The sequence below is a fragment of the Amycolatopsis sp. NPDC114503 genome, assembly GCF_055633655.1.
The window spans coordinates 152,681-172,616 of the sequence record NZ_JBVKDT010000005.1 but is presented as its reverse complement, the minus strand read 5'-3'; the positions used below and the strand labels follow the sequence as shown (position 1 = coordinate 172,616).

Annotated in this window: 22 protein-coding genes; 8 read left to right on the top strand and 14 right to left on the bottom strand. The window is 68.1% G+C overall.

Annotated elements, in window-relative coordinates; all coding sequences use genetic code 11:
- Positions 1-12: 12 nt before the first annotated feature.
- From ACZ7OI_RS22540 to ACZ7OI_RS22530, 3 genes are all read right to left on the bottom strand, one after another.
- Positions 13-498, bottom strand: a complete 486-nt coding sequence (locus ACZ7OI_RS22540) for a hypothetical protein (protein ID WP_470266152.1) — start codon at positions 496-498, stop codon at positions 13-15.
- Between the two features lie 117 nt (positions 499-615).
- Positions 616-2,190, bottom strand: a complete 1,575-nt coding sequence (locus ACZ7OI_RS22535; RefSeq protein WP_470266151.1) for a multicopper oxidase family protein — start codon at positions 2,188-2,190, stop codon at positions 616-618.
- Positions 2,187-2,576 (bottom strand): hypothetical protein, encoded by a 390-nt coding sequence (locus tag ACZ7OI_RS22530; RefSeq protein WP_470266150.1) that lies wholly within the window; start codon positions 2,574-2,576, stop codon positions 2,187-2,189. The genes ACZ7OI_RS22535 and ACZ7OI_RS22530 overlap by 4 nt, the downstream gene beginning before the upstream one ends.
- 107 nt (positions 2,577-2,683) lie before the next feature.
- Here ACZ7OI_RS22530 and ACZ7OI_RS22525 point away from each other — a divergent pair, with 107 nt between their 5' ends.
- On the top strand, positions 2,684-3,559 hold the full coding sequence (locus ACZ7OI_RS22525) for a LysR family transcriptional regulator (RefSeq protein WP_470266149.1): 876 nt from the start codon (positions 2,684-2,686) through the stop codon (positions 3,557-3,559).
- Between the two features lie 170 nt (positions 3,560-3,729).
- Positions 3,730-5,991 carry an MMPL family transporter gene (locus tag ACZ7OI_RS22520; protein WP_470266148.1) on the top strand — a complete coding sequence of 754 codons (2,262 nt, stop codon included), beginning with the start codon at positions 3,730-3,732 and terminating at the stop codon, positions 5,989-5,991.
- On the opposite strand, the gene ACZ7OI_RS22515 is transcribed toward ACZ7OI_RS22520, so the two are convergent.
- The 5 genes from ACZ7OI_RS22515 to ACZ7OI_RS22495 all read right to left on the bottom strand — a co-directional run bounded on the left by ACZ7OI_RS22515 (position 5,992) and on the right by ACZ7OI_RS22495 (position 9,156).
- Positions 5,992-6,714 carry a sensor domain-containing protein gene (locus ACZ7OI_RS22515; protein ID WP_470266147.1) on the bottom strand — a complete coding sequence of 241 codons (723 nt, stop codon included), beginning with the start codon at positions 6,712-6,714 and terminating at the stop codon, positions 5,992-5,994.
- Positions 6,711-6,944 carry a hypothetical protein gene (locus tag ACZ7OI_RS22510; RefSeq protein WP_377872068.1) on the bottom strand — a complete coding sequence of 78 codons (234 nt, stop codon included), beginning with the start codon at positions 6,942-6,944 and terminating at the stop codon, positions 6,711-6,713. The genes ACZ7OI_RS22515 and ACZ7OI_RS22510 overlap by 4 nt, the downstream gene beginning before the upstream one ends.
- Complete coding sequence (locus tag ACZ7OI_RS22505) at positions 6,941-7,261, bottom strand: ArsR/SmtB family transcription factor (protein ID WP_470266146.1); 321 nt, start codon at positions 7,259-7,261, stop codon at positions 6,941-6,943. The genes ACZ7OI_RS22510 and ACZ7OI_RS22505 overlap by 4 nt, the downstream gene beginning before the upstream one ends.
- A gap of 297 nt (positions 7,262-7,558) precedes the next feature.
- On the bottom strand, positions 7,559-8,092 hold the full coding sequence (locus tag ACZ7OI_RS22500; RefSeq protein WP_470266145.1) for an NAD(P)H-dependent oxidoreductase: 534 nt from the start codon (positions 8,090-8,092) through the stop codon (positions 7,559-7,561).
- Positions 8,089-9,156 carry an LLM class flavin-dependent oxidoreductase gene (locus ACZ7OI_RS22495; RefSeq protein ID WP_470266144.1) on the bottom strand — a complete coding sequence of 356 codons (1,068 nt, stop codon included), beginning with the start codon at positions 9,154-9,156 and terminating at the stop codon, positions 8,089-8,091. Before ACZ7OI_RS22495 ends, ACZ7OI_RS22500 begins: the two co-directional genes overlap by 4 nt.
- A 132-nt stretch (positions 9,157-9,288) precedes the next feature.
- On the opposite strand from ACZ7OI_RS22495, the gene ACZ7OI_RS22490 reads away from it, so the two are divergent.
- Both ACZ7OI_RS22490 and ACZ7OI_RS22485 read left to right on the top strand, forming a co-directional pair.
- Entirely contained in the window at positions 9,289-9,729 is a 441-nt protein-coding gene (locus tag ACZ7OI_RS22490) for a MarR family winged helix-turn-helix transcriptional regulator (RefSeq protein ID WP_344271278.1), read from the top strand.
- 107 nt (positions 9,730-9,836) lie between these two features.
- Complete coding sequence (locus ACZ7OI_RS22485; protein WP_470266143.1) at positions 9,837-10,772, top strand: helix-turn-helix domain-containing protein; 936 nt, start codon at positions 9,837-9,839, stop codon at positions 10,770-10,772.
- On the opposite strand, the gene ACZ7OI_RS22480 is transcribed toward ACZ7OI_RS22485, so the two are convergent.
- The 3 genes from ACZ7OI_RS22480 to ACZ7OI_RS22470 form a co-directional block, all read right to left on the bottom strand.
- On the bottom strand, positions 10,759-11,541 hold the full coding sequence (locus tag ACZ7OI_RS22480) for a hypothetical protein (RefSeq protein WP_470266142.1): 783 nt from the start codon (positions 11,539-11,541) through the stop codon (positions 10,759-10,761). The genes ACZ7OI_RS22485 and ACZ7OI_RS22480 overlap by 14 nt on opposite strands.
- 9 nt (positions 11,542-11,550) lie before the next feature.
- Positions 11,551-12,234: a papain-like cysteine protease family protein gene (locus ACZ7OI_RS22475; protein ID WP_470266141.1), complete on the bottom strand. Its 684-nt coding sequence runs from the start codon at positions 12,232-12,234 to the stop codon at positions 11,551-11,553.
- Positions 12,235-12,486: 252 nt separating this feature from the next.
- Positions 12,487-13,080, bottom strand: a complete 594-nt coding sequence (locus ACZ7OI_RS22470; RefSeq protein WP_470266140.1) for a TetR/AcrR family transcriptional regulator — start codon at positions 13,078-13,080, stop codon at positions 12,487-12,489.
- Between the two features lie 144 nt (positions 13,081-13,224).
- On the opposite strand from ACZ7OI_RS22470, the gene ACZ7OI_RS22465 reads away from it, so the two are divergent.
- Positions 13,225-13,725, top strand: a complete 501-nt coding sequence (locus ACZ7OI_RS22465) for a DUF1453 domain-containing protein (protein WP_470266139.1) — start codon at positions 13,225-13,227, stop codon at positions 13,723-13,725.
- Between the two features lie 6 nt (positions 13,726-13,731).
- Here ACZ7OI_RS22465 and ACZ7OI_RS22460 read toward each other — a convergent pair whose 3' ends face one another.
- Together ACZ7OI_RS22460 and ACZ7OI_RS22455 are read right to left on the bottom strand one after the other, a co-directional pair.
- Complete coding sequence (locus ACZ7OI_RS22460; protein WP_470266138.1) at positions 13,732-14,625, bottom strand: hypothetical protein; 894 nt, start codon at positions 14,623-14,625, stop codon at positions 13,732-13,734.
- A 58-nt stretch (positions 14,626-14,683) separates the two neighbouring features.
- Complete coding sequence (locus ACZ7OI_RS22455; protein ID WP_470266137.1) at positions 14,684-15,892, bottom strand: cytochrome P450; 1,209 nt, start codon at positions 15,890-15,892, stop codon at positions 14,684-14,686.
- Between the two features lie 92 nt (positions 15,893-15,984).
- On the opposite strand from ACZ7OI_RS22455, the gene ACZ7OI_RS22450 reads away from it, so the two are divergent.
- The 3 genes from ACZ7OI_RS22450 to ACZ7OI_RS22440 all read left to right on the top strand — a co-directional run bounded on the left by ACZ7OI_RS22450 (position 15,985) and on the right by ACZ7OI_RS22440 (position 18,694).
- A complete protein-coding gene (locus ACZ7OI_RS22450; protein WP_470266136.1) occupies positions 15,985-16,782 on the top strand; it encodes a thymidylate synthase in 798 nt (265 codons plus the stop codon).
- Positions 16,782-17,243 (top strand): dihydrofolate reductase, encoded by a 462-nt coding sequence (locus tag ACZ7OI_RS22445; protein WP_470266135.1) that lies wholly within the window; start codon positions 16,782-16,784, stop codon positions 17,241-17,243. The genes ACZ7OI_RS22450 and ACZ7OI_RS22445 overlap by 1 nt, the downstream gene beginning before the upstream one ends.
- Positions 17,244-17,686: 443 nt before the next feature.
- Positions 17,687-18,694, top strand: a complete 1,008-nt coding sequence (locus tag ACZ7OI_RS22440; RefSeq protein WP_470266134.1) for an aldo/keto reductase — start codon at positions 17,687-17,689, stop codon at positions 18,692-18,694.
- Here ACZ7OI_RS22440 and ACZ7OI_RS22435 read toward each other — a convergent pair.
- Complete coding sequence (locus tag ACZ7OI_RS22435) at positions 18,663-19,844, bottom strand: winged helix DNA-binding domain-containing protein (protein WP_470266133.1); 1,182 nt, start codon at positions 19,842-19,844, stop codon at positions 18,663-18,665. The two genes, ACZ7OI_RS22440 and ACZ7OI_RS22435, sit on opposite strands and share 32 nt — an antisense overlap.
- Positions 19,845-19,936: the final 92 nt, after the last annotated feature.

The window sequence follows — 19,936 nt, the reverse complement described above, 5'->3', positions numbered from 1 at the left end:
GTCTCCTCCCGGTCAGGGACGGAAGAAACCGCTGGCGTAATTGCACGTCACCTGCACCGAATTGTTCCGGGTGCAATTTCCGCCCGCGGAGCCGGCGATGGTCACGATGCCTCCGGTGCGGTTGGCGATCGTGGCCGAAGCCAGCGCTTCCACCGGGAAGCCCGTCGGGACCGACACGGACTTGTTGCCGGGCGAGGTGGTGAACAGCAGCTGGGTGAACGCACTGGGATTGGTGCCGAAGGCCAGCGTGCCGAACCCCGTCGTCAATCGGGACGACAGGGAGATTTGCGCCGGAGCGGAACAAAAGACGCCGAGCGACCAGAACACGTTCGGCGGGGAGCCGGGGAACTCGGAGAACTTCACTTGCAGCGGACCGGAATTGCACGTCACCGAATTCGCCGCCGGTCTGGGCGAGGCCGTCGCGGCGGTCTGGCCGGTCAGGGCCAGCACCGCGGACAGCCCCAGCGCCGCACCGGCCAATCGGGCTGTGGAGCTCATTGCCGTACCTCCAGAATCGAAGAGGAAACCGTCGAGGTCAGCGTAGGAAGATGCCCGCGCGGGGTCACGGTGACGAGAACGCCCAACGGCCGGAGTTCGCGGTGACCGTGCCACCTGCTAGACGGTCTTGAACGTGGCCATCATTCCCATGTCCTCGTGCTCGGCGTTGTGGCAATGGAACATGTACCGCCCGCGATAGCCGTCGAACCGGGCGATCACCTCGACCGCTTCGCCGGGCTGAAGGTCCACAGTGTCCTTTCGGCCCGCGTCGTGCGGAGCGGGATCCTTGCCGCCGCGGGAAAGCACCTGGAAGTGCACCAGGTGCAGGTGGATCGGATGGTGCAGATCCGCGATGAAGCGCCAGATCTCGACGTCGCCGAGCTTCGGCCGGGCGGCGATCTTCGTCGGGCTGAAGGCCTCGCCGCCGATGGTCCAGCCGTGCCTGCCGTTGAACTGTCCACTTCGGAAAGCGAACTCGCGCGTCACTGTCGCTTGTGCCCGGTCAAGTCGCTCCACTTCGGACAGTTCGGCCGGGATTCGGCTGTCGTCCTTGGCTCGGCGGACGACACGGAAGCGCATGACCTGCGCGGTGGTCCCGGTGCCGAGACGGTTGACCAGTGTCACCTCGGTGCCGACCGGATAGGCACCGAAGTCGACCACCATGTCGTATCGTTCGGCGGGCGCGATCGGCAGATGTTCGTGCCCGCGCGGGGCGTCGAGCAACCCTTGGTCCGAACCGATTTGCGTGAACGCGGGTCCGCTCTGGGGCGGCGGGTCGAGCGCGAGATCGTAGCGGCGGGCATTGGAACCGTTGAGGAAGCGCAGCCGATACCGGGTCGCCGACACTTCCGCGACCGGCCAGGGTGCTCCGTTCACCAGCAGCACGTCACCCAGAACCCCTGCGGCGTAAGCATCTTCGACGCCGGGCACGGTTCGCAAAGAAGGGTCGAGCGACGGGTAACGCATCGATCCGTCTTCAGCGAACGCGCGGTCGGTGATCATCAGCGGGATCTCCCGCTCGCCGCGCGGCAGCGGCAAGGCGTCTTCCTCGGCGTCGCGGACGATGTGCAGCCCGGCGAGCCCGCGATACACCGCTGGGCCGGTGAAATCCATCCGGTGGTCGTGATACCAGAGCATCGCGGCCTTCTGCCGCAACGGATACGTGTACTCGCGGGTGCCAGTGGTGACGACGGCGTCCGGATCGGTCATCCCCGCATGGCCGTGCCCGGCACCGGCCAGATACCGGCCGTCGGCGGGAAGGACGAGATCGGTGGCGTATCCGTCGGACTCCGGTGGCGTGCGTCCGCCGTGCAGGTGCACGACCGTCGGCACCGGAAGCTCGTTGCGGTGCCGGACGATTGTGGTCCGACCGCTGCGGGATTCGATCGTCGGGCCGGGGAAAGTGCCTTGATAGCCCCAAATCGGCGTACGCAGTCCGGGCAGGATCTCCGCGGTGCTCGCCCGCTGGACGATCTCGTACCGGTCGACGCCGCCGTCCCGGGACACCGGCTTCAGCACGGGCGGGAGCGGAAGCGGAACCTGAAACGGTTGCGGCAGCGGCACTTCGCTGGTTAACAGCTCACCGGTGGCGGCAGCAGTCCGGAACAGTCGCGGGGTGACGAACCCAGCCGTGAGCACCACTCCGGCACCGCCCGCCAATCCGAGAAACCGGCGTCGCGACATCCCGCTCATCGCCGCGCTCCGGTCCGCCAGATGCCGAACAACGTCCCGAGCGCGATCGCGACCAGCGCGACGCCGAGCGGAATGTGCAGGTCAAGAGCACCTGCCTGACCCGCGAAGTACTGCGCGGTTTCGCCGGCGGCCAGCAGCAGGCTCGCCCAGAACGGCCACTGGACGCCGCCCCGCCACCAGTACAGCGCGGCAGGCACGAGCTGCGCCAGCGCGACCGTCGACACGATGTTCGCGCCGAGTTCGTGCATCGCCAGCATGCCGTAATCGCCGATCAGATACCGCCCGGCGAACACCGGCTGACCGAGGATCGCGACGGCGTGGAGCGTCACGAACACCCGCATCACCACCAGCAATGTCCGCCCGCGTGTAAGGGCCGCTTCGGTCACTGTTCCCCCTTGTGCGCGTAACTCTTCCCCCGACCAGACGCTAAGCTGCCTTTCTCATGCCGTCCAAGACCAAATTCGGCATATACTCATGACCCTGGAGCTATGAGATGGACCTGCTGCAACTGCGCTACTTCCAGGCGGTCGCCTACCGCGGCCACCTCAGCCAGGCGGCGGCCGAACTGCACATCGCGCAGCCGTCGCTGAGCCGGGCGATCGCGCGGCTGGAGGCGGATCTCGGCGTGCCGCTGTTCGAACGGGCCGGGCGGGGGCTGCGGCTCAACCACTTCGGCACCACGTTCCTGCGCCGCGTCGACCGGGCCCTGCGCGAACTCGACGACGCCCGCCAAGAGCTCGTCGACCTGTCCGGCCTGGAGCACGGGCGGGTCGCCGTCGCGTCGGAAACCCTGCTCACGCTCACCGGTCTGATGAGCGCCTTCCGCGCGGAGTACCCCGGCATCGAGCTGCGGCTGTACCAATCCTCCGCGGAAACCATGGCGCAGCAGCTGTGCGCGGGCGAGGTAGATCTGTGCTTCGCCTCGCAGCCACTGCTGCAACCCGGCCTGCAAGCACGGGAACTGCTGCGCGAGGAGGTGCTGCTAGCCGTACCCAGCACGCACCGGCTCGCGGGCCGCAAACGCGTGCGCATGGCGGACCTTGAGAACGAGCCCATGGTCACCACCCGGCCCGGCTACTGGCCGCGCACCCTGGCCGACCGCCTCTTCGCCGAGGCGGGCCTGGAACCCCACTACTCCTGCGAGAGCGACGAACCCGGCGCGACCGGACAACTGATCGCGAGCGGGCTGGGGATCGGTTTGGTACCGGAGGTCGCCCGACAGGCAGCCAAGGACGAGACGGCCGTCGGGCTGCGACTGGATGTCCCGGATTGCTACCGGACATTGACGGTGGTGCAGCGTGCGGATACCTATCTTTCCGCTGCGGCACAACGATTGACGGAGTTCGCGACGGCTTACTTCGCGTCCTGAGCCGCGATCCTCTCGATCGCCGGTAGCTCAGCCTGGTCGCCGGGGTGATCGCCGGCCGCACCTTGCCTACGCACTACGGTCGCATGTTTCATTTGACGTCATGGACTGTCATCTGTCATTGTAAACTTACAGGTGGCTGACCAGGGGATTCGTCAGGGAACGAGAAGGGGATGGCGACCGTGCATGAACGGACATTCACCATGCGGGCGGCGAGATGGAGCGCGGCGCACCCGTGGCGGGCCATCATCGGCTGGGTCGTCTTCGTGGCATTGTGCTTCGCGGCCGGCAGCATGATCGGCACGCACAGCGCCACCAGCGCCGACTTTCGCGTCGGCGAGGCCGGGAAGATGGAGCAGATCGCCGACGACGGCGGGCTCAACCCGGTCGCGGTCGAGAACGTGCTGATCACGTCGAACCAGGGGCCGCTCGACCGCACTGCCGCCGACGCGGCCGCCGCCGAGGTGACCAGCCGGATGCGCGTGCTGCCGGAAGTCGCTTCGGTCGCACCGCCCCAGGTCGCCCCGGACGGGAACGCCGTCATGGTGAAGGTGACCATGAAGGGCGACCAGCGGGACGCGTCTCTCTACGTCGAACCGCTGCTCGCGCAGACCGCGGAGGTGCAGAAAGCGAATCCCGCGCTGCGGGTCGAGGAAAGCGGGAAAGGCTCCACCGGCAAGGGGCTCAACGACCAGCGCGGCTCCGATCTCGCGTTGTCGGAGGCGATCACCCTGCCGGTGACGCTCGTGATCCTGCTGCTGGTGTTCGGTTCGGTGCTGGCCGCAGGCGTGCCGGTGCTGCTGGCGATCACGTCGATCGCCGGCGCCACCGGGCTTTACGGCCTGGTCTCGCACATCTTCCCGGATGCCGGGGTCGGCGCTCAGGTCATCTTGATGATGGGAATGGCCGTCGGCGTGGACTACGCGCTGTTTTACCTCAAACGAGAACGCGAGGAGCGAGAAGCGTCCGGAGGACGGATCACTGCCGAACGTGCGATCGAACTGGCTGCGGCCACGTCCGGCCGCGCCGTGGTGATGTCAGGCTTCGCCGTCATCGCCTCGACCGCCTGCTTGTTCTTCGCCGACGACGTGATTTTCTCGTCGCTGGCCGCGGGCACGGTCATCGTCATCATGGTCGCGATGGTCAGTTCGCTGACCGTGCTGCCCGCGGTGCTGGCCAAACTCGGGACCAGGGTCGACCGCCGGCTGCGCTGGCGCCGCAAGCGCGCCCGGACCGGCGAGCAGCACCGGCTGTGGACTGCGTTGCTGCGACCCGCGATGCGCCGTCCCGGATTGACCTTGCTCCTGTCGGTGGGCGGCATGCTGTTGCTGTCGCTGCCCGCGCTGGGAATGAAGCTCGGTGTGCCCGGCGATGACACTTACTCCCGGAGTATTCCCTCGTTGCAGGTGGCGGACCGGGTGAACCAGGCGTTCCCGAGCGAGCGCGCGACCAACTCGATCGCCGTCCGCTCCGGTACCGCGACACGTGAGCAAATCCAGGGCGCGCTGGACTCCCTGGCCTCGTCGGTGCGGGACAACCCGTTGTTCGCGGGCAACGACAACCCGAATATCGCGGTGTCCGCGGACGGCAAGACCGGCACGCTCCACCTCGGCACGCCGTACAACGTCAGCAGTCCGCAGGCGACAGCGGCTTTGCACCAGCTGCGCGGGCAGTTCGTGCCGGCGGCGTTCGCCGGGCTGCCCGGGGCGGAGTACGGGGTATCCGGGGACGTGGCGCAGAACGAGGACTACGTCCGGCATCAGGACGAGCAATTGCCATGGGTGCTCGGCTTCGTTCTGCTGGTGTCGTTCTTGATGACCTTGGTGGCGTTCCGCTCGCTCGTGATCGCGTTCATCGGCACCGTGCTGACGATGCTGTCGGCGACCGCGGCGTTCGGTCTGCTGGTCCTGGTGTTCCAGGGCCATTGGGCGGAGAATCTGCTCGGGTTCGAATCGGTGGGCTTCATCGGGTCCAGGGTGCCGTTGTTCCTCGTGGTGATCCTTTTCGGCCTGTCGATGGACTATCAGATCTTCGTGGTCAGCCGGATCCGGGAAGCGGTGCTCGACGGAGTGCCGACGCGACAGGCGGTTTCGCGCGGCATTGTCGGCTCGGCAAGCGTGGTCACCAGCGCCGCGGTCGTCATGGTGTCGGTTTTCGTCAGCTTCGTACTGCTGCACCTGCTGGAACTCAAACAGACCGGTTTCGCGCTGGCCACCGGAGTCCTGCTGGACGCGGTCGTGGTCCGGATCCTCATCCTGCCGTCGCTGCTCGCGTTGCTCGGCCGGGCCAGTTGGTGGCCTTCTCGCGCCGCGGGTGCGTGCGGCCGCCCGTCGGCCCTCCGAGCGGAAAGCCTTATGCGGCAAGGCAGACCCGCCGAAGATGATCCCTCGGCGTCGACCTTGTGTCATTCGCAAATAAAGAAAGGCCGAAGATGACTACCGGGTTGGCAACGCGGGCAGCGGTCCCGGTTCGGCCAGCATGCGCCGGGCCGCGGCGAGCGGGTCCGCGGGCTTGCCGAGCATCGCGCGGGCGATCTTGAGATGAAGCTTGGCGCTGCCGATGACCAGATACACAGTTGCCGTCGAGAGCAGGAAAGCTCCTGCGGCGACAAGCAATGCGCTGGCCAGGTCGCCGATCCACACGCCACCGGACCCGGTGCCGATCAGACCGTGCGGGGTGCCCGTCTGTTGCGGAATCGCCCAGTACCACAGCGGAACGGTGATCAGGCCGATCGAGGTGAGCCAGATCAGCAGCGTGGCACTGTCCAGCAGCAGGAGAACCGGGTAGAGCAGGACGAGATAAGCGCAGTCGCGCAGGGTCGCGGGGTCGGTCCAGCGGGTCTTCATCTGCGTGAAGACTCCAGAGCCGTGGACGATCCGGTAGCGCGCCTCGATGCGCGGGGCGACAAGGGCGGTCCGGGCGCGTTCGATTTCCGCGCAGCCGCGGACGATTCCGGCCGCTCCGACCAGCAGCGGCAGGCCGAGCCAGGTGATGTTCGCGGCGTAGGCGACGACCAGCACGACCGTCGCCCCGCAGAACAGGACCGTGCCCGCCGGCACATAGCTGAGCAGGTAGGCGGTGGCTGTCCACGGGCTGGCCGAAAAGAGGGTGCGGAACGGATTGCGGTGCGTTCGCAGCCGGTCCGCCGTCGCGGTCACCCCACGCTCCGGAGGAGCTTTTCTACCTCCGAGAGCCTGTCGTCGAGCTGCGTCAGCCGGGTTTCGATCGCCTGCTGATTGGCGATCGCCTGCTGCGCGAGTTTGCGATACCCCGCCAGTGCCACCGCATCGGCCCGATGTCTTTGCAACCGGAAGTAAGACACCACGCTCGCGGTGACTCCCCCGATGGACACCAGCACGATGGCGAGGGCTGTCAACCCGCCGCTCATGTGCTCACCCCCTTCACCTCGTCCGATCCTTCCGGCATTCCGCCGTCGTGCTCGTCCTCGGCCAACGCGGCGACGATGGTGTCCACGTCAAGGGTCAGCTCGAAGGGCTTGATCTCGAAGTACTTCATCGCTTTGCCGTCCTCGGACAGTTCGAGACTGCCGGTGACGAGGGCGGCCTTCTGCAGGCGTTCGAGATGCATGTAGAGCAGTGGGCGGGACAGCTCGAGCCGACGGGCCAGCTCGCTGACGTGCACGCGGCCCTTCGCCAGCTCCGCGATGATGCGCAGCCGCTGGGTGTGCCCGATCGCCGCGAGCACGGTGAGGAGCTCTTCGCTGGTCAGGTTCCACCCCCTCGTCCAAGCTGTCAGTCTAGACTGACAGGTGAAAAGTATCAGTGTCAAATTGGCCAGGGCCTGCGGATTGCCGCAGGTGGACAGTACGCGACGGCGTTCGCGGACTGTGCGCTGCAGGGGTGGCGGCATCCGGTGGCTCGGGGGAAATGTCTGGTTGCCGACCAGGAACGGCGGTCGCGAACTGCTCGTGCTGAACGGCGGCGGAACGGCAGAAGCCTTACTGGCTGCGTTGCTGCCGTTCCTGCCGCCGGGAACTCGGGCTCAGGCAGGAACCGGAAGGAACCGGACCGCGGACTCGGCCGCGATCTGAATCCGCCCGTGCACGCGAGGATTCAACAGCACGGTTCCGTCGAAGTCCCCGCCGGAAGCGAAGATCGCGACCGGCAGCGTCAGGGCCTGGAAGAATCCGAACAACGGCCGCAGCGCGTGTTCCAGCACCAGCGCGTGATGATCGCCGCCGCCGGTCGCGGCCAGCAGGACGGGTTTGTCGACGAGCGCGTACTGGTCGACGAGATCGAAGAACTGCTTGAACATCCCGGGATACGAGCCGCGGAACACGGGGGTCGCCGCGATCAGCAGGTCGGCTTTTTCGGCGGTCCGCAACGCGGCCTCGACGTCCGGCGGCACGTCCGCGCGCTCGATCGATCCGGCAAGTCCCAGCCGGTAGACGTCGATCCGGGTCGTCGTCATGGGGACCAGCTCGCCGAGGGTTTCCAGGATGACGTCCACCAGTCCCATCGTCTTGGACGGCTGGCTCGGGCTCCCGTTGACGACCGCCGCTCGCAGCCCGCTCACGACGCGATCTCCCGCCGCACGACCGGAGCGACCTCGGTGCCGAGCCGTTCGATCGCCGCGAGATGTTCCTTCTGCGGCATTCCGCCGAAACCGAGCTGGACCAAGACCCGGTTCAGACCGTAAAACTCATGGTAGGCAAGCAGTTTCTCGATCAGCTCCGCCGAACTTCCCGCCAGCAGCCCCGATCCGGGCGAGGCCTGCGCGTCAAAGGCGGACCGGGGCAGCCGCATCCCTTCGCCGCGCTGATGGTTGTTCTCCAGCATGCCCTGCGCGAAGTAGGGATACATGGTCTCGCGTGCTTCCTGGCTGGTGCGCCCGACATACCCGTGCACGTTGATGCTGATCGACGCCGGATCGTGCCCGGCTTCCCGCGCCGCCTGCCGGTAAAGCGCGGCGGTCTGCTCGTGCTGCGTCAACGGTCCCAGCAGCAACGCCATCGCCATCGGCAGTCCGCGTCGCCCGGTGCTGACCGCCGAGGCCGCGGATCCGCCGACGCCCACCCAGATCGGCAGGCCGTCGGCACGCGGCGCGATGTCGGCGGCATCGAGTGGCGCGCGGAACTTTCCCTTCCAGGTCAACGGGTTCTGCTCGCGAATCGCCAGCAGGAGGTCGAGCTTCTCGCGGAAGAGATCGGCGTAATCGGCGAGGTCGTAGCCGAAGAGCGGGAAGGACTCGGTGTACGAGCCGCGGCCCGCGATGATCTCGGCGCGACCCGCGGACAGCAGGTCGATGGTCGCGAACTGCTCCCACACCCGCACCGGGTCCTCGGAACTCAGCACGGTCACCGCGCTGGTCAGCCGGATCCGCTCGGTGCGCTCGGCCGCCGCGGCGAGCAGGATCGTGGGCGCGGACCCGACGAAGTCGGTGCGGTGGTGCTCGCCGACGCCGAAGACGTCCAGTCCGACCTGGTCAGCGAGCTGCGCCTGCTCGATCGTTTCGCGCGCCCGCTGCCGCGGCGAGGGGAGCGCCCCGGAAACCGGGTCTTGGGTGAGTTCTCCGAAGGTCAGGATGCCGATTTCGAACGGCCGCGCTTCAGTGGCCTGGGCGGTCCGCAGTTCAGCCATGGTCGGTGCTCCTTTCCGGCGCCCGGTCGCGCCTCGCGGCCGAGCCTGCCGGAATTAACCTGTCTGCGCAGACAACTATTTCCGGAGGCAGCCGTGGTCACCCGTTTGCCGGGTCCCGGCTACCGTGTCGCCATGGCGAGCGACGGGCTGCGAGACCTGGAGCAGGAGGCGTGGAGCGGATTCCTCTTCACGCACGAGCGGCTGTGGCGCGCGCTGGCGGACGGGCTCGCGCCGCTGAACGTGAGCATGGCGGAGTACAGCGTGCTAGCCCTGTTGGCCGAGGCCGGCGACGCGGGCATGCGGATGACTGACCTCGCTCAGCGCCGGCTGATGTCCACCGGCGGCTTCACCCGGCTGGCCGACCGCCTCGTCAGCCGTGGTCTCATCGAACGCCGCCAATCGGCCGTGGACGCCCGCAGCTTCGACGCCGTTTTGACCGCGCAGGGCCGCGCGCTGATCCGCAAAGCCCGCCGCCGGCATCACGAAGACCTGCGGACGCTGTTCTTCGACCGGCTGGACGACGAGCAGCTGCGCCTTCTGGCGGGCATCTGGCGGACACTCGAGGACGGCTGAGCCTCCCCAGGCCGGGGGAAATGTCCGATTCTCGACCATGGGCGGTTGTTGCCCGGTCACGAACTGCTCATGCTGAACAGCTATTCGGCACGAGCAGGGGAAGCCAGATGCAGCAGCAGAGCTTGGCGGTCCGGTGGTCGTCGCGAACAGTCCGGTCCGGCCCGTTTCACCGCGCGTTGTCCGAGGCCGTCGACCGGCGCGGGCTGTCCCTTTCGCGGCTTCGCGCGCACCTTGCCGCGCATGGGGTTTCGGTCGCGGAGTCCACGCTGAGTTACTGGCAGCGCGGCCTGCGCAGTCCGTCCGCGCCACGGTCGCTCGACGTCGTGCGCGCTCTGGAGTCGGTGCTGAACCTGCCGCCGGACAGCCTGGTCGTGCTGATCGGGCCGCATCGGACCGCGGACGCCGACCGCAGGCCGTCGCTGCCGGAACTCCAGCAGAGCTGGGCGGAAACGTTTGCGCTGCGTGACGAGCTGAGCGGAACGCCCGGCGTCGAGGAGAACGCCGACCTGGACGTCGCGACGGTCGTCGACGTGCTGACCCTCGGTGCGGAAGGCCGGACCGAGGAGATCTCGTCGACCATGGTGGTGCGGGCCCGAAGATCCGGTCCGGACAGTTTCCTGGTCACGCACCAGGACGAGGACGGCAGCGACGTCACGGCGACGGAGATCATCGCGGTCGACGGCTGCCGGGTCGGGCGGGTGCGGCGCAGCATGCGCTCGGCGGGGATGGTGTTCGAGGTGCTCTTCGACCGCGGCCTCGCCGAGGGGGAGACGCACACGTTCGGGTTCACGCTGCGTCCCGCCGCCTCGGTCCGGCCGGGGAGTTTCCACCGGGTCGTGCGCTCCCGCATGTCGGCGTACCTGCTGCGGCTGCGCTTCGACCCGGCCGCGCTGCCCGCGCGCTGCCTGCGGACCGTCCGGCCCAGGGAAGACCTGGAGCTGCTCGTCCGCGAGCCGCTGTTCTGCGGGCCGGGGAACACGGTCAGCGCCTACTTCGAGGAACTCGGCGTAGGCATCGCCGGGGTCGATCTCATTTGGGACTGATCCGCCGTTTCGTCCAGCGCCACAACAGGAACGCGCCGCCCGCCGCCACCGCGGAGCCGAGCACGATCAGCCCGACGGTCAGCGAACCGGCGGGCCCGGTGTCGCGCTGGAGGGTCTGCTTGAACCCGATTCCGCCGCCGCGCTGGTAATTCGAGCCGGGCAGTTTGTCGGCGTAGCGGGAATGCACCTGCTGCTCGTAGTCGGCGATCGGCGTGAACTGGCCGACCGGCGACTGGGGAAGGCTGGCCTGCAGGAGCACGACGCCGTCGCGGCCGAGGTCGTACCAGCCGTTGATCTGCGGTTCGTTCAGCAGCACCGAACCCGGGCGCAGCCGGGCGCTGAGCGTCTCCTCGTCGTTGCCGGACAACACGTTCCCGACCGACCAGCCGCTCGGCGCGGCGTGGTCGGGCGCGGCGCGGAGGGTGGCTTTCGCGCCGGTGGCCGAGGTGGCCGTCACCGCGATCGACCGCAGCACTCCGGCCGGGGCTCCCGGCTTCGCCGCGACGAAGTCGGGATTGAGCGTGTAGACCGGGATTCCCTTGTGCCCGACCGTGATCCGGCCGGGCTCGCCGTGGCCGACCTGCCGGAAGTTCGACGTGGCGAAACTGATCGCGCGCGCCGTTTCCGCGGCTTTGACCGCGGCCGCGACGTCCTGCTCCGACGGCAGCGCGACCCACGAGGCCCCGGCGGCCTCGGCGGGACCGGCGGACAGGAGCGCCGCGACCGCGATCGCCGCGCCGGCGGCGAACTTCCGGCAGATCTCACCCATGGCGGCTCGTCAGCCCTTCTTGATGTTGACGATGGTGTCGTTCCAGGTGAACTGGGCGTTGCTCTGGTACTGGGTGTAGTCCCAGGTCTGGTAGCGCTCGTAGCTGGGCCACGGGTCGCCGACCATGATCGAGTTGTTGGCGCTGTCGTATCCGTAGATCACCTCGGCGTGCCCGCCGCCGGAGGTCCAGTAGATCCCGGTCAGGTTGAGAATTCCGGAGTTGACCTGGTTCTGGACCGAGTCGTAGCTGATCGGCCCGTTGGCGCTCTCCGCGGAGAATCCGGTGCCCTGGAAGCCCTGCACGATCTCCGAGATCTGCCCGCCTTCGTTCGGGCAGTACCCGGACTGGGTTCCCTTGCCCGCCGCGCAGAAATCGGCCTGCGAGGCGGTGCCGCCTTGGGACTGCTCGATGCTGGAGCCGTCCGCGGCCCAGCACCACTGGTCGTTTTCCTGTACCTGCTGGTTGTACGTGAGCTGCTTCGACGCGGGCAGCGCCGCGCGGTTCAGGTGCCCGCCGAGCGGCTGCACTTCGCGCACCTGGGTGTGCGTGGCGGTCTTGATGAGGCCGTTCGGCTGATTCGCGTCGTTGGTCGACTGGGCCAGCGCGGTGCCCGGCAGCAGTGCCACGGCAAGCGCGGCTGCCCCGGTCGCCACCGTAATCCGGACTGTCCGCCGGGTGGGTCGGTAATCCATCGAATCTCCTTGTGCCAGACGGGGAAGGGAGCTTGCCGGGGTGACCCGGCCGAGCATCACTGTGTGCTCGCTCGTTCCCGCAGAGCAACGGCCCCGGCACGCGGTGTGAGTGTTCACAGCCGGTTGCGCGGGGAAACGGCTAGCACCGCCGCGGTTTCGCGCGTCGCGGCGACAGGTAATTCGCAATATTCACAGCGCGTTCACACCCGATGAATCGCGCTGCGGGGATGTTGGCCCACAAGGGAACCGGGATTACGGCAGGCTTTGCCGCAGCGCTTTCCGGAGCAATTCCGGGGGCGTCGATTCCGGGTGCAGCACCGCTTGCATGGTCAATCCGTCGAGCAATGCGGAAAGCCGGACCGACTCGACGGTCAGGTCCAGTTCCTCGGAGAGCCTGCCGAGCGCGGCGGCCTCGCGCAGGATCCGGGTGATCAGGTCGCGCAGGTATTGGTGCTGGGCGTCGGCGCTCGCGCGGAACGCCGGCCGGGTGCGCGCGGCGACGGTGAACGCCAGCCACGCGACCGCCTCGTCCCGGCGGTCGTCGTCGAGCGGGAGGAACTCGGAGAGCAGGTCTTCGACCAGCGTCCGGCGGTCGGTGTTCGCCTTGAGGAGCAGGTCCGCGCGGACCGCGACGCGCTCGCCGATCCGGCGGCCGAGCTGGTCCATGGTGAAGAGCATCATCGCCTCGTGGTCGGCGAAGTAATGCCGGATCGACCCGATCGCGAGGCCTGCTTCCTTGGCCACGTTGCCGAGCGTCGCGCCCTCGACGCCGCAGCGGCGGACGACCCGGACCGCGGCTTCGCTCACGGCCTTCCGCCGGTCCTCCGGGACCACGATCTTGGGCATGGTTGCGTTTATAGCACGGTGGTGCCACGATGGATTTAGCATGAAGGTGCTAAATACGGGGTGCTGGGGCTCGTGCGTGACGGTGCCGGTTCTAACCGGCGCGAGCACTCACGAGGTCAGGCGTTTGGCGGAGGGGGATCCGCGATGAGCGGGTGGGTGCTCGTGAGCTTGGTCGTCGGCGCCGTGGTGATGCTGGTGTTCCGGATGCTCGGGGAGCCGTTGAACTGGCGTGACACCGTCGCGCCGCCGGTGGTGCTGATCGCCATCGGCGGCGCGGGCGTGGTTGGGTTCAACGGGCTGACCGGCACTGACGTGTGGTGGATCGTCGGCAGTTGCGCGGTCGGTCTCGCCTTCGGCGCGGCGCGCGGTGCGACGATCCGGCTGTATGCGAAGAAGGGCGAGTTGTGGCAGCGCTACCGGAAATCGAGCCTCGCGCTGTTCGTGCTCGGCGTGGCCGTGTCGATCGGATTCACTGTGCTGGCAGTGAAATTCGGCATGCACGAACAGGCGCGGCCGCATCAGCTCGCGATCGGGGTCAGCTTCGCGGGCGAAGCGCTGGTGCTCATCCCGCGCGGGCTGCTCTCGGACGTACCGTTCGCGAAGGACAAGGAGCGGCCGTGGGACAAGTGGCCGCAGTCCCGGTGAATCCACTCAGGACAGTTCGGCCTGCCGTCGCCGCAGTTCGTCGATGACCTGGTCGAACACCGCTCGGTGGGCTTCGAGCCGGTCGAGGGTCAGGCTGATCGACTCCTGCACCTGCTCGACGTCCTCGGCGGCGATTTCGACGTGGTCCGCCCGTACGGCGGTGGTCGTCCCGACGGTCAGCGGGCGGTCGACGCGGGGGAGGAGCCGTCCTTGCGGGTCCCGGTCGAGCCAGGACGCCATGTCCCGCATCTCGTCCTCGAGCCGCACCGTCCACGACTGCCGCCGCCGCTCCTCCCGTCCCGGATCGCGGCGTTCCCATCCCGCGACGACCATGTCCGAGATGGCCCCGGCCGCTGCGCGGCACGCGACTTCCAAGCGGGGCAACGGATCCAGCCCGATCGTCGAGATCTCCTCCAGGATCGGTTCGCCCGCGGTCCACACCCCGTCGACGGTGTGGGTTTCGGCGACGTCGTGCGCGGTGGCGAGCAGGGCGCTGATCGCCTCGCGCACGTTCGCCACGTCGGCCGGGTCGAGGTCCTCGTCGGTCAGCCGGTGCGGCGATTCGGTGCGCGGCGGGCGTTCCCTCGGCGGCCAGGAACGGGTCCCGCCGCGCCGCCGATAGTGCTGCTGCATCGCCTGTTTGGACCGGTTGCCGTACTCCGCCCCCAGCTGTTCCCAGGTCCAGCCGCGGTCGAGAACCGATTCGATCAGCGTGACCTCCGCCCGGTCCAGGTCGTCTCGGACGTCCGGGACCAGGTGCAACGCCCCCGCCGCGTTCTCGGCGCTGAGGTCTTCGCCGGGGTGGCGCCCGGATCTCGCGGTGCGCACCAGTTCGCTGAGGAACGGGTTTTCGCGTTGCCGGAAGTACCTGGTCGCCATCGCCTGCACGGAGTCGGTCATGTTCGTCAACGTATAGGTTGACGTCGAATGCGTCAACTGATCCGTTGACGATGCGGTTTCACCAGGTCACGGGCAGCTCGTGAACGCCGTAGATGTTCATGGCGGTCCGCAGCGGCACGTCGCTCGGCGGGACGGCGAGCGCGAGCGTCGGGAAGCGGCGCAGCAGTCTGGCGAATCCGGCACGCATTTCGATCCGGGCGAGCTGCTGGCCGAGGCATTGGTGCACGCCGTGGCCGAAAGACAGATGTGTGCGGGCATTCCGCTCGACGTCGAGGGCATCGCCTTCGGGAAAATGCGAAGGATCGCGATTGGCGGCCAGGATCGAAATGAGAACGGTCGACCCTTTGGGGATCTTTTCGCCGCCGAGTTCGAGTTCTTCGGACGCGTAGCGGAACAGGACGTCGACCACCGCGAGATAGCGCATCAATTCCTCGACCGCGCCGGGGATCAGATCCGGATCGGCGCGCAGCGCGTCCAGTTGCTCCGGGTTTTCCAGCAGGGCGAAAGTGCCGAGCGCGAGCACGTTCGCCGTCGTCTCGTGTCCGGCGAGCAGCAGCAGGAAGCCGATCCCGACGAGTTCCTCGAGGCTCACGTCGTCGTCGTGGGCCAGGTCGGACAGGATGTCGGAGCCGGGGTTCGCGCGCTTGCCTGCCGCGAGTGTTCGGAGATACGAATTGATCTCCGTCCAGGCGATTGTCTTGTCCTCGATGCTCTGGTCCCGGATCATGAATTGCGCGATGTTCTTCTGGAACATGTCGCGGTCGGAATACGGGACGCCCAGCATTTCGCAGATGACCAGCGACGGCACCGGAAGCGCGAATTCCGCAACCAGATCGACTGGCGGCGTGAGATCCGCGAGATGGTCGAGCTGGCGCTCCACGATTTCGGTGATGTGCTCCTCGAGCCGTTTCATCCGGTTGACGGTGAACGTGCCGGTGAGCTTCCTGCGCAGCCGGGCGTGGTCCGGCGGGTCCATCGTGACGAACCCGCCCGGCGTCTGGGGCGACGCGACGGGCGCGTCCAGCGTCTCGGACATGTTCGGCGTTTCGTAGGGCACATGCAGCGGGCCGAGGTCCTGGCGCGAGCTGAACCGCGGGTCGGCCAGTGCCTGGCGGACCGCGTCGTAGCCGGTGACCAGCCAGCCGTCGTGCCCGTCCGGGAACTTCAGCGGGCTCACCGGCCGGATCTCCCGCAGCCGGGTGATGGCGGACGGCGGGGCGAACGGGCCTGCGTCGCGGTCGAGCGGCAGGCCGGGCGGGCGTGTCATCAAGATCCCCCTCTGGGTGGTGGTGCGACCAGCGTCACCGCCGCGGCTGATATCCGGCTGACACGGCGCTGTCTCGACTAACATCGGCAGCCATGCCGGACACGCAGTACGAAGACCTGCTTCAGCACGTGCTCGACACGGGAGCCCGGAAGGGGGATCGCACCGGTACGGGCACCCGGTCGATTTTCGGGCACCAGCTGCGCTACCGGCTGGCCGACGGATTCCCGCTGATCACCACGAAAAAGGTGCACTTCCGCTCCATCGCGTACGAATTGCTGTGGTTCCTGCGCGGCGACTCGAACGTCACCTGGCTGCGTGACCACGGCGTCACGATCTGGGACGAATGGGCCGCCCCGGACGGCGACCTCGGCCCGGTCTACGGAGTCCAGTGGCGGTCCTGGCCGACGCCCGACGGCGGGCAGGTCGACCAGATCAGCGAGGTCCTGCGCACTCTGCGCGAGAACCCGGATTCGCGGCGGATCATCGTGTCGGCGTGGAATGTCGGGGACATCCCGCAGATGGCGCTGCCGCCGTGCCACGCGTTCTTCCAGTTCTACGTGGCCAACGGCGAACTGTCCTGCCAGCTCTACCAGCGCAGCGCCGACCTCTTCCTCGGCGTCCCGTTCAACATCGCGAGCTACGCCCTGCTGACGCACATGATCGCCGACCAGGTCGGTCTGCGCGTCGGCGATTTCGTCTGGACCGGCGGGGACTGCCACATCTACGACAACCACGTCGAGCAGGTGCGCAAGCAGCTTTCCCGGGACGCGCGGCCATTCCCGTCGCTGAGCCTGAAGCCGGCCGAGAGCCTGTTCGAGTACCGCTACGAGGACATCTCGCTGGAGGGCTACGACCCGCATCCCGGCATCAAGGCTCCGGTGGCCGTCTGATGATCGGACTCATCTGGGCGCAGTCGGCGAACCGTGTGATCGGCCGCGACAACGCCTTGCCGTGGCACATCCCGGAGGACATGAAGCACTTCCGCACCGTGACCGCGGGCGCGACGGTGCTGATGGGACGGCGCACGTGGGAGTCGCTGCCGGAGCGCGTCCGGCCGCTGCCGGGACGGCGGAACCTCGTGGTGTCCCGCACGCCGCAGGACGGCGCGGAAACGTTCCCCGGCCTGGAGCAAGCGTTTGCGGCCGCCGACGGTGACGTATGGGTGATGGGCGGCGCGCGGATTTATCAGGAGTCGCTGCCGTTCGCCGACCGGATCGAGGTGACCGAACTCCGAGAGTCCTTCGAGGGCGACGTCTACGCGCCGGAGATCGGCCGCGAACCGGACACCGTCGGGGAATGGCAGGAGTCGAAGAACGGGCTGCACTTCCGGCATCTGAGCTGGGGGTCCTAGCTGACCGCCGGTCCGACGGCGAGCGTGTCCGCGTCCAGCTTCGAGCGGGACTGACAGCGGAGCGGTGCCGGGAAACGAGACCGCGGCGGTGAGCGAATCCGGGTCGCGGCGCAGCGTCGTGGGTTCGGTCTCGAACAGCAGCCGCTGAACCCCATGAGCGGCTTGGGATCCGCGCGCACGGCCGCGAAAGATCCCGTCCGCGATCCGGTACGCCCCGACCCCGCCGCGGGTCGCGATGACCGCGCGCACGCCGGGATCGAGGTAGGCCTCGTTAAGTCGGCCAGCTCGCCGGAGAGACAAGCCGTACCCGGTCTCCGCGTCGGATTCGGGGCGGTAGCACGACGTCGGTCACCTGAGCACCTTCGCAGATTCTGCGCGGTAGCGGACACTTCCTGGCCGCTTCCCCTGCCACCGTGGCGTTGCTCAGGAAAGGTAACCGGCACATGCAGATGCGGCTTTTGGGGCGGACCGGGATCAAGGTCAGCGCCTACTGCCTAGGCACGATGAAATTCGGGAAGATCGGCAACCCCGATCACGACGAGTGCGTCCGGATGGTGCACCGGGCGCTCGACGCGGGGATCAACTTCGTTGACACCGCCGACGTTTACGGACCAGGCGGGGAGTCCGAGGAGATCCTTGGCGCGGCGTTGAAAGGCCGCCGCGACGAGGTCGTGGTGGCCACGAAGGTCAACGGCTCGATGGGCCCGGGCCGTGGCGGAAGCTCCCGGCGCTGGATCGTCGCGGAGGTGGAACAGTCGTTGCGGCGCTTGCGAACCGACCACCTCGACCTCTACCAGCTCCACCATCCCGACCCGGACACCGATCTGGAGGAAACCCTCTCCGCGCTGACCGACCTGGTGCGCAGCGGGAAGGTGCGCGCCGTCGGGTCCTCGAACTTCCCGGCGTCCGAGATCGTCGAAGCCCAATGGGTGTCGCAACGCGCGGGGCTGGCCCGGCTGCGGACCGAGCAGCCGACGTACTCGCTGCTCAACCGGGGGATCGAGAGCGAAATCCTGCCGGTGTGCGACCGGTACGGCATGGGTGTCCTGGTGTGGAGTCCGCTCGCGATGGGCCTGCTGACCGGTCGCTACCGGCCCGGCGGCGAGCGGCTCCGGGAAGCGCAGCTGCGTTTCGTGCCACGGCACATGAGCGACGAGCGCAAACACGCGGCGGTCGAGCAATTCGCGAAGGTGGCTGAGGAAGCCGGGCTTTCGCTGACGCATCTGGCGCTGGCGTTCGCGGTCAACCATCCCGCCGTGACGTCCGCGATCCTCGGCCCTCGGACATTGCCGCAGCTCGACGACCTGCTGGCCGGTGCCGAGACCCGGCTGGACGACGATGTCCTGGACCGGATCGACGAGATCGTCGCGCCGGGCGCCGATGTGGGCCCGATCGACGTGTCGTATGCCCCGCCGTCGCTTACCGACCCGAAGCTCCGCCGCCGCGACTGACCCGACCCTGAACCAGCGGCGGCACGTAACCGGTCGCCACCACCTCACCGTCGAACCAGGCGGTGAGCTTCGCGGCCTCCTCATCCAGCGCCCTCGCCGCGGTCCGTGGCAACGGATCGATCGGCACCATCTCCACGACGCCGTCCGGCTGCTGCGTCCACGTCCCGACGATCCGCCCGTTCCACCAAGCGGTCGGACCGGCGTTGCCCGCGCCGTCGAAGAGGTGCGGTCCATGGTCGCCGAGGTAGAAGTCGCGGCGGCGCCAGCCCATGGTCGTCGGGTCGAGGGTCGGGAGGAGCGCCGCCCAGTCGCCGTCGAGGCGGACCTCCTCCTCGTCGTCGGGATGCAGCCACGCCGGGGTTCCGTCCTCCAGCAGGGCGGGCGTCGCGCCGACGTCGTCCAGCGCCCGGCGGACTGCGGTTTTCGTCGCGCCGAGCCACCACACCAGATCGTCCTCGGTCCCCGGCCCGAACGACCACAGCCACCGCCGCACCAGCTCCCGGTAGCCCTCCCGTTCGTCCAGCACACCCGGATCCTCGCCGAGCCATTGCTCAACCGCCGTCCACACTGGACGCGACGCCTGCCAGCGACCGGCGTTGTCCCCGCGCACGACCGAACCGCCGGCTGCGAGCACGGAAAGGACGCGCGACCCAACAGGGGCGAGAACCGTGGGCCGTCCTTCAGCGGCGATCCGTGTGCTTAGCGAGGGAACCCGGGCGCGTAGCTGGGAAGCGGTGCCGGGTTCTTCGCGGATCGCCGCGAGAGCCTCGGCGCACCGGTTGGCGACCCAAGCCGGACCATCGTCGATCCCAGCCAGTTCGGCATCCTTCGCCAGCCGTGCGGTCAGTTGCCGGACGACGCGAGCCGATGCGCTTCCCCTTGCCGCAGCGAATAAATCGACCGGGAACGCGAACACAGTCCGCCGCATCGCCAGCTGGCGCACCACCGTGCGCCGGCCGAACAATGCGTCCGAAATGGACTCCCGGTCGGCGCGGGCCCGGGCGTACGCGGACAGGTAGATGCTGCTGGCCTCGGTCGCGTGCAAACACGTGACCGCGCATACGGCGGCCTCCACTCCAGGCGCGGCGGTCGCCAATGCGTGCCGCAGCCCGATGCGGTCCCGTCGCTCGTCGTCGGTCACCTTTCGCATGGTTTCGATCATGCCGGAAGTAGCGGCCACTGCCTGACCGCTACTGCTGCGAGTCTCGGTTCCAGCGCGGGAACGAGTCCGGCGCTCGAATC

Excerpts from the sequence above, each read along its gene's own strand:
- ACZ7OI_RS22540 (WP_470266152.1), bottom strand. The coding sequence starts at position 498 with ATGAGCTCCACAGCCCGATTGGCCGGTGCGGCGCTGGGGCTGTCCGCG.
- ACZ7OI_RS22535 (WP_470266151.1), bottom strand. The coding sequence starts at position 2,190 with ATGAGCGGGATGTCGCGACGCCGGTTTCTCGGATTGGCGGGCGGTGCC.
- ACZ7OI_RS22525 (WP_470266149.1), top strand. The coding sequence starts at position 2,684 with ATGGACCTGCTGCAACTGCGCTACTTCCAGGCGGTCGCCTACCGCGGC.
- ACZ7OI_RS22520 (WP_470266148.1), top strand. The coding sequence starts at position 3,730 with ATGGCGACCGTGCATGAACGGACATTCACCATGCGGGCGGCGAGATGG.
- ACZ7OI_RS22510 (WP_377872068.1), bottom strand. The coding sequence starts at position 6,944 with ATGAGCGGCGGGTTGACAGCCCTCGCCATCGTGCTGGTGTCCATCGGG.
- ACZ7OI_RS22495 (WP_470266144.1), bottom strand. The coding sequence starts at position 9,156 with ATGGCTGAACTGCGGACCGCCCAGGCCACTGAAGCGCGGCCGTTCGAA.
- ACZ7OI_RS22490 (WP_344271278.1), top strand. The coding sequence starts at position 9,289 with ATGGCGAGCGACGGGCTGCGAGACCTGGAGCAGGAGGCGTGGAGCGGA.
- ACZ7OI_RS22485 (WP_470266143.1), top strand. The coding sequence starts at position 9,837 with ATGCAGCAGCAGAGCTTGGCGGTCCGGTGGTCGTCGCGAACAGTCCGG.
- ACZ7OI_RS22480 (WP_470266142.1), bottom strand. The coding sequence starts at position 11,541 with ATGGGTGAGATCTGCCGGAAGTTCGCCGCCGGCGCGGCGATCGCGGTC.
- ACZ7OI_RS22475 (WP_470266141.1), bottom strand. The coding sequence starts at position 12,234 with ATGGATTACCGACCCACCCGGCGGACAGTCCGGATTACGGTGGCGACC.
- ACZ7OI_RS22470 (WP_470266140.1), bottom strand. The coding sequence starts at position 13,080 with ATGCCCAAGATCGTGGTCCCGGAGGACCGGCGGAAGGCCGTGAGCGAA.
- ACZ7OI_RS22465 (WP_470266139.1), top strand. The coding sequence starts at position 13,225 with ATGAGCGGGTGGGTGCTCGTGAGCTTGGTCGTCGGCGCCGTGGTGATG.
- ACZ7OI_RS22460 (WP_470266138.1), bottom strand. The coding sequence starts at position 14,625 with ATGACCGACTCCGTGCAGGCGATGGCGACCAGGTACTTCCGGCAACGC.
- ACZ7OI_RS22455 (WP_470266137.1), bottom strand. The coding sequence starts at position 15,892 with ATGACACGCCCGCCCGGCCTGCCGCTCGACCGCGACGCAGGCCCGTTC.
- ACZ7OI_RS22450 (WP_470266136.1), top strand. The coding sequence starts at position 15,985 with ATGCCGGACACGCAGTACGAAGACCTGCTTCAGCACGTGCTCGACACG.
- ACZ7OI_RS22445 (WP_470266135.1), top strand. The coding sequence starts at position 16,782 with ATGATCGGACTCATCTGGGCGCAGTCGGCGAACCGTGTGATCGGCCGC.
- ACZ7OI_RS22440 (WP_470266134.1), top strand. The coding sequence starts at position 17,687 with ATGCAGATGCGGCTTTTGGGGCGGACCGGGATCAAGGTCAGCGCCTAC.
- ACZ7OI_RS22435 (WP_470266133.1), bottom strand. The coding sequence starts at position 19,844 with ATGCGAAAGGTGACCGACGACGAGCGACGGGACCGCATCGGGCTGCGG.